This window comes from Helicobacter rappini (assembly GCF_900198625.1).
GTDB lineage: Bacteria > Campylobacterota > Campylobacteria > Campylobacterales > Helicobacteraceae > Helicobacter_A > Helicobacter_A rappini.
Genome location: NZ_FZPK01000045.1, coordinates 25,273 through 32,849, shown reverse-complemented (window position 1 = coordinate 32,849; position 7,577 = coordinate 25,273). Strand labels below are relative to the sequence as shown.

7 protein-coding genes are annotated in these 7,577 nt (G+C 35.1%); all 7 read right to left on the bottom strand.

Going from position 1 to position 7,577, the window contains the following annotated elements; genetic code table 11:
- Positions 1–411: 411 nt before the first annotated feature.
- Positions 412–738, bottom strand: coding sequence for a hypothetical protein (locus tag C6H17_RS09030; protein ID WP_005216744.1), 327 nt, complete (start codon positions 736–738; stop codon positions 412–414).
- Positions 739–1,024: 286 nt separating this feature from the next.
- Complete coding sequence (locus C6H17_RS09025) at positions 1,025–1,588, bottom strand: hypothetical protein (RefSeq protein ID WP_005216742.1); 564 nt, start codon at positions 1,586–1,588, stop codon at positions 1,025–1,027.
- Positions 1,589–1,849: 261 nt separating this feature from the next.
- Positions 1,850–3,928, bottom strand: a complete 2,079-nt coding sequence (locus C6H17_RS13555) for a methyl-accepting chemotaxis protein (RefSeq protein ID WP_020995448.1) — start codon at positions 3,926–3,928, stop codon at positions 1,850–1,852.
- A gap of 221 nt (positions 3,929–4,149) precedes the next feature.
- Entirely contained in the window at positions 4,150–5,184 is a 1,035-nt protein-coding gene (locus C6H17_RS09015) for a radical SAM/SPASM domain-containing protein (RefSeq protein WP_104731410.1), read from the bottom strand.
- Entirely contained in the window at positions 5,181–5,924 is a 744-nt protein-coding gene (locus C6H17_RS09010) for a glycosyltransferase family 2 protein (RefSeq protein ID WP_005216736.1), read from the bottom strand. Before C6H17_RS09010 ends, C6H17_RS09015 begins: the two co-directional genes overlap by 4 nt.
- Positions 5,921–6,349: a hypothetical protein gene (locus C6H17_RS09005; protein ID WP_104731409.1), complete on the bottom strand. Its 429-nt coding sequence runs from the start codon at positions 6,347–6,349 to the stop codon at positions 5,921–5,923. The genes C6H17_RS09010 and C6H17_RS09005 overlap by 4 nt, the downstream gene beginning before the upstream one ends.
- Entirely contained in the window at positions 6,280–7,575 is a 1,296-nt protein-coding gene (locus tag C6H17_RS09000; protein WP_104731408.1) for a capsular biosynthesis protein, read from the bottom strand. Before C6H17_RS09000 ends, C6H17_RS09005 begins: the two co-directional genes overlap by 70 nt.
- Positions 7,576–7,577 lie beyond the last annotated feature (2 nt).

The window sequence follows — 7,577 nt, the reverse complement described above, 5'->3', positions numbered from 1 at the left end:
GGGAATCTTGTTTTATTTTAAGTTTTATTTAAGTATTTTAGAGGTTAAGATTCCCTGCCTTATGATTGGAGTCATGGCTTAGGGGCGCTAAAGAAATCTAATTTCTTTTTATTTTGAAGCTCAAGTTGAGATATGCTTGGATTCTATATGCTTAGTGCGACACCACTCGCATTTGGTTCTATATCAAATTTGAGTAAGCTGTGGGGGGGGGGGGGGTAGAGACTTGGACATTATCGAATCTATTTTTTTTAAATGATTGGACTTCAAGCATCGTTTTTAATTGATACTAAAATTTATAATCTACTTGGTAAGAAGTAGGGGGGATATAAAAATTCTGACTGCATTGCACTATGAAAAAGGTAATGCAGCTAGAAAGCCAACAGCTTGTGAGAGAACTTAAAGAAAATATGTTTATTTTGCTTTGAAAGTAGCTGCTCGTCCTGTAACTCTTATGATATTTTTACCAAAAGTTTTTGATACGACTTCATAGCGAGGTAAAAGTATCGTATCGCATTTGTTATCAACAATAGCTTTATTAAGCACCATAGCAGCTATATTTGGATTTTTAGCATCATAGGGCATTTCCGCACTTACAACATCGCCAACATTAAAATCACCACCATTAAATTGCACTAAATAGCCTACATTAGAATCCATCTTTGTAGCAACAAGCGATGAACAACCGCTAAGTAAAATAAGAGACAACGCACCACTAGCAACAAGTAACACTTTTTTCATGTTTTTCCTTTTTGTATAGATATATCGCATAAAAACGAAGTTGCGATTATACAAAAAAAAGTCAATGGTTTTGGTCTATTGAGTCAATATGCTTAAAATTAGAGATGATTAGAATCTAAAGGCATAATTTAACATGAAAATTTAGTAATAAGAAAGAAAAATTGTAGAGAAAAGATTCTAAAATCATTCTTGATTGTAGAATGTCTTAGAATCTAATGTGTAAAAAACACACAATGTCATAGCTGAATAACATTGTGTGCGAAAGTATTCTCAATGCTATATAGCACTAGAATAGGAATTTAATACCAGCTTGCACTGTAAGCGGTGAATTTACCGTTGGGAGTATGCCAGCGATATCAGAACCATCCATATCCCATGCAATAATTGGCAACTTAGCTGTTAAGTCAAGCCGCAAATTATCTGTGATACCAAATGTAAGACCTACTCTACCAAATAGCGGAATATTGTTGCTATCAAATGTGCTTGCAACTGGATGGTATTGATAACCTGCACCGATACCAGCAAACACACCAAAGCTACTAACAATATTTACTATCAAGTCAATATTGCCATCAACATTGAATATATGATTTGATACAGCACTATCAAATATGCTGCCATAACCCGCACTAACAAACGCTCTCGCGCCAAAATGGCTGCTAAAGAAAGTTTCATAACCAAAGTTTGCACTTACATTCCATGCGTCTTGGTAGCGTCCATCATACACACTAGAATCAGCCTTGCCAGATACAGCACCGCCCATCATAACATAACCACCATCAACACCTACAAACATCTTTGCTTGTGCTAATGAAAGACTTAAAAGTCCTAACGCTAACATCTTTTTCATGCGTTGCTCCTTACTATAAAATCAACATGGCAATATATGGCTAGAAACTAGCTTCCAACCTGCCATAAAAACGATTCAAGCAAATAGCATGCCCTTTTATATCCTTTAAGAAGAATTATTCTTGCAGTAAAGATTTTTATTGCGTGTTTAATCTCTATTTAGCATAAAAACAAGCGTATGATACGGGGAGAAGAGGTAGCAGAAGATTCTATGGTTTTACAAAAATAAAACCATAGTCTAAGAAAATACCGATACGCTACCTTAAAACTTCTTTTTATTCACATCTTCTAGAATCTTTGCTGCAACGAGATCTAAAGCATTACTTATCTCTTGTGATTTATGTGCTATGCCTACATTTTGTTGTGTGATTGTCTCTAATTGTGAAATAGATTCATTGATTTGACTAATGCCTTGTGCTTGTTCTTTTATAGATTCTGCCATATCATTTATGCTTTGGACTAGTATATTTGTATTTGCTTCGATCTCACCTAAAGACTTTTGAGTTCTCTCTGCTAATTTTCTTACTTCATCAGCTACGACTGCAAAGCCTCGCCCATGTTCTCCTGCCCTTGCGGCTTCGATTGCTGCATTTAATGCAAGCAGGTTTGTTTGATCGGCTATATCACGAATGATTTCAATGACATTTTTAATATCTTCACTTTGTGTGATAACTTCACTTGTTCTGCCTGAAACATTTTGCATTGAGCTTGTAATCTCTTCAACTGAAGCGGCAGTTTGCTGCAAAGAACTTGCCTGTGTATTTGAGCTTTGTGTAAGAGTGGTTACCGCTTCTTCTAAATCTTTTGATTTAATCTCTAGTTCTCTTGCATATTGGGCTGATACTTGAAGCATTGTAGTAATAGAATCTCCAAGCTTATTTACACCTTGCTCTAAGCCTTGAGGATCTTGGATTCTTGGAGTAAAGTCATTGTTCTCAAACGCATCAAACACTCTTTTGGCTTCGGCTAGGTTATCTCCAACCAAAAGATATAGAGTGTGCGACATTTCATTTAAAGAATCTTTTAGTTTATTAATCTGTGGGTTAGGGCTTGTTTGTGTAATATGTTTGCCAAATCGCCCTGCTTTTGCTTCATCTACAATCTCCATAACTTCATTTACAAGCATAGAATCTTGCTGCAATGACCTTTGTGTTTTTTCAATGTTATCATTAATGGCGCGAGCCATGTGTCCTATCTCATCATTAGCACGCGGTTTCAAAAGATTTGGTGCTTTATTTGTTTCATGATTGAGATACTGAAAGAAAGATGTAAGCAGCGATTCTAGCCCGTGTATTCTTGTCGTAACATTTACCTTTACTACCCACCATATAGCAAAAACCACAACAAGCACAAAAACAATCGCTCCAATAATCATGTTGTTACGCAAATCACGCAGTGGTGCATAAATAGACCCCTCCGGTGCAGTAACGGCAATCCCCCAATACACGCCCAAATCTTTCCAAATGTCAAATACGGCAATTCCAGTATAGCTTAGATCACCACGCAAGTTATAATATTCCACCACACCTTCTTGCTTGTTCTTAATAGCATTTGTAACATTGAGTGCAGTAGGCGAACTATTCACTTCTGTGAGAATCTTGCCCTCAAAGTTTTTATCAGCGTGCATAATCACCATACCATCTTGATTAAGCAATACCCTATAATCTCTAGCAAAAACAGATAGTCTATCACTGCGAAAATCTGCTGATAGCTCATCAATATCAACAAGCATGCCAATCACGCCTATAACTTTTCCCTGCTTATTATGCAAAGGGATATTGAGAGATAAAATATACAACTCTTTATTATTAAAATTAAATTTACGCGGTGTTCCAACGCTCGGTTTGCCACTTGCAAGTGCGGTTTGCACGCCCTTTAGTGTTAAAATTGTAGAATCTGAAGGAAGCATATTTACACCACCTTCATTTCTTGGATTACTATCTAGTGCAAGCATGATATAATCATTGCCAACTTTAAATTTTGACTGCATATCTACATCTTTTAAATACAAGTAACCATAAGTACCAAAGTTATTTTGATCAAGCATATTCATAAGATTGTGTTTTAATTCTTGCTCTAGTGTCTGTGTGTCGCTGTTTAATATATCTTGCACATTTGCATGTGTTGCTAATAACATGCTATAAGTTTCGTTAATATAGCCTTGCATAAGATTTGCAGAACGCTTTGCGGCATTGCTTAAAAGCTTATGAGATTCATTAAAGAGTATCTTTTCAGCATGATTGCTTACAACATAAACTAGCCCCAACATACATACGAAAATTGCAACCAAAATGGCTAAAATTATCTTTGTTCCAATTTTAAGATTTGACCACACCGACATTGTAACTCCTAATGGCAATATAAAGAATGTCTGGAAATAATAATGAAAAATCTATGAAAATAGGCAATAATATATCAAAAAACACAATTAATATATAAAAATATAAATTTAGCGTATCAAAACGCTACATATTTGATACTCTCTTATTAAGATGAATATCAAAAAGCAGTAAATTTTGTGTTATTTATTGCTATGTATAAATGGCAATAAACTTACATACATTAATATTGAGAATCTTCCACGCATTTTTTACAAGTTGCATGGCTTTTATATGCACCTTGCTTATGCAATATGCGTAGTTTTTGAATGTCTTTGTGATTCCAAAAAGATTCCAAAGAAAAGTTTGAATCTTTTTCAAGTTCTTTAAAGAGATTCCCTAAAGGCATAGTGTCTGCATGGAAAGTGCAACATGGTAAGACATTGCCTTCAGCCGTGATTACAAGCAATTGATTGGGATAGGCACAATGAAATGTTTTCATTTTGGTTGTAGTGTGGCTTTTAAGGTCTCGTGCGGTTTTTATCTTTATCATCTCTTGTGCGCCAATCATATCGACTTTATCACGCCAAAAGGCTATGAAGTCATCTAATTCATGTTCGTTAATTTCCGTCCTTACGAAATTTACACGGATAAGCGGAGTTATGCTTTGCATTTGCTTTTTTAGCTCAATGAGTTGTAATACATGCTCTTTTACTTTTGTATAATTGCTACCCGGTCGCATTTCTTTATAAATAGATTCTGAAAAAGCATCGAGTGAAATTTGGATTCTATCTAGTCCAGATTCTATAAGTGATTTTGCTCTTTGTTGTGTAAGAAGTAAGCCATTTGTGGAAAGATAAATATCTAAAATTCCTTTGTGCTTCGCATATACAATAAATTCTTCTAAATCATTGCGTAATAGTGGCTCATTGACATGATTTAGCCGTATTGCTTTTAAACCTTTACTTACGCCTTCATCAATGACTTTTTTATAAATCTCAAATGGAAAAACAAATTGCTTTTTGTCGCTATTAGATTCTAGCGATATGGGACACATGGGGCATTTTAAGTTACAAGTTGCATTTAACTCAAAATTTATTTGCAATGGAAATGTGGGCTCTATCTCAAAGCGTGCGGATTTACTCCATGCACTTCTGTATTCATGCCAAGGGTTGCCCCCCCCCCCCATATTAGCAAATTTTAATTCACCAAGTTTATCAAAGCTTTCACTACCTAAAACACCGGTAAAAGATGTCATGTCGCGTTTAATTTCTGTCATACAATATCCTTTTTGTTAAGTTGTTTCAATCTCTCATAGTCCCGTGGTGTTCCGCAAAACACTACTTCGCTAAGATTGATTGTGAAAAATCGTATATCCATGCCCCATTCTATCAATATATTATAGAGTGGGGCAATGTAGTATTCATTCTTTGTTGTTATGTTGTTTTGCATGGAGAATTTCAAGGCGTCTTTAAAATCTCTTGTGTGTTTAAAATAGTATAAACCACTACTACATAATGATGAGATTCTATCTTTTTCGCTTGTTTTTAGCACCCTATTGCTATTTTTATCAGGTAAAACAAAACTCCATTCATTCCCCTCAGCGTGAAAGACTTCTAAATAGCCATCAATCTCGCTAAAATCAGTTGTTATGGGTAGAGAAAAATTTGGTCTAAAGGTATCTATGTTAAAAATGAGTAAAGATTCTGTGTCTTTAGTCTCACTTTTTTCTAAGCCTAGCAGCGTAGTATGGGCTTGTCCCATCGTTTCTTTTTCAAGTATTATTGTTTCATAAAATTGCAATCCTAACTTCTTGCATTCACCATCGATAAATGCCTTTGTATTGCAAATATCACGGCATACAAATAGAATCTTTTCCTTGTTAAAATATGCTTTAAAGCTATGTATCGCATAATAAAATACGCTTTTATCCCATAAGGAAAGCATATATTTTGGCTCATTGTAGCCGCTTTGTTTGAATCTGGAGCTAAGTCCTGCCATTGGGATAACAATTATCATATCTTGCCTTTTTTGTCTGTATTGAGTGAATTGGGATAGAGTGTTTTAAACTGCTTGTAAAGGCGAAAAGCATTTGCAAATAAAGCGTCTTGTCTTTTTGGATTATCAGCATGCAGCGGGAGTGCGGATAAAAAGAGATGGATTGTGATCGCATAGATTTCTGCGGCATTTTGCGGACAAAACAACTCAATGAAATATTGTTGCAAACTTGAAACTATGCTAGGCTCTTGTATATCAAAGTAAATGTGTGATTCAGCAATTTCGCATTTATAAAAACCAGCAATGATAAAATCATATAATCCAACAAGCGAATGAAATATCTTTGCATAATCGTATCGCTTATCACCATAAGGGGTTATCGTATCGCTAAAATCAATACCTCGTGGATCATAGGTTTTAATGCGATTTGAGCGAAAATCAAACATAATATTGCTAAAACAAAAATCACCATGTATAAAACAAACATGAGAAGATGGGGTAATATATGTGTCAATATCTGCAAGCATGTCTTGCAAAGTAACGCTAAATGCGGCAGTGCTAAATAGAGGCATATCGCCCCCCCCCCCCCCATAGTTGTTGATAGAGTTGTCGCTAGGGGTGTTTTAGCATTGCTATCAACAAAACAAAAAGGCTGTGTGAATGAAAAATTGCGTTCTTTGCAAAAATCTTTTAATCTTTCAAATGTTTTTTGCGTATAATTAAAATTTGTTTGGCTAGCAGAAGTTTTTGCATGGAGTTTAGAGAGAAAAGAATGCAGGGAATTAAGGATATTTTTCCATACAATTATACTTAATCGCCCAAATACAAAAAGCTCTGCCAAAGTATTTAAATACAAATACTCAACCTTATAGCTATTTTTATCTAACTGCATAAATAGTGGAATATGCAGGGATAACTCTTTTGGAAACTCTAAAAACCAGTTAATTTCGCCTTGCAGCTTTTTATGTAATGATGATGTTTTGAGATAAAAGCCATCTTGAAAGACTAATTGATTAAACGCTCTTTGTGTGGTAATAATCTGTTTAGCATGCAAATAACTTGAAAGCAACCCAAAGTCCTGCCAACCATTTTGCTCTACAACACGAAATGGATATGATTGTGAATATAGCTTTAAACCGCTAATATAGTCATACTTGCTACATACTATTGATTGTATCAGTGTGTAAGGATTTTGTATATGAAAGTAACCACTTAGAGCAAGCTGATCGCCACATGATTGCTTAGAATCACAAGCAATACGATAATCACTACTTAAATATTCCCACTCATAATTATTATCCACATGCATAACACCAACGGCATTTTCTATGCTATCGATCTTTTCTAAGTAAATATCGCCATGTAGAATATGTAAAGACTGATTAAGGGGCAATTTCATATTCAACGCATAGACAATAGATTCACCCAAGCCTAAATTATCAGGGACAAATAGAATCTCTATATTATATTTTGCTAGATTCGCAATATCAAAGCTATGGAGTGTAAAACTTTCAGGTAATGTTAAAACAATAGGTTCATTATAGGCGTGAAAAAGCCGTGCGTAATACTCATAGAATCTTTTTTGCCCAAGCGGCAGAAATGCAGGTGGCAGTTTTCCAAACTCAATTTGAAATTCTGCAACCAAATATTGTGCCGATGTAATAAGTATCACTG

Coding starts and splice junctions, on each gene's coding strand:
- C6H17_RS09030 (WP_005216744.1), bottom strand. CDS start 738: ATGAAAAAAGTGTTACTTGTTGCTAGTGGTGCGTTGTCTCTTATTTTA.
- C6H17_RS09025 (WP_005216742.1), bottom strand. CDS start 1,588: ATGAAAAAGATGTTAGCGTTAGGACTTTTAAGTCTTTCATTAGCACAA.
- C6H17_RS13555 (WP_020995448.1), bottom strand. CDS start 3,928: ATGTCGGTGTGGTCAAATCTTAAAATTGGAACAAAGATAATTTTAGCC.
- C6H17_RS09015 (WP_104731410.1), bottom strand. CDS start 5,184: ATGACAGAAATTAAACGCGACATGACATCTTTTACCGGTGTTTTAGGT.
- C6H17_RS09010 (WP_005216736.1), bottom strand. CDS start 5,924: ATGATAATTGTTATCCCAATGGCAGGACTTAGCTCCAGATTCAAACAA.
- C6H17_RS09005 (WP_104731409.1), bottom strand. CDS start 6,349: ATGTTTGATTTTCGCTCAAATCGCATTAAAACCTATGATCCACGAGGT.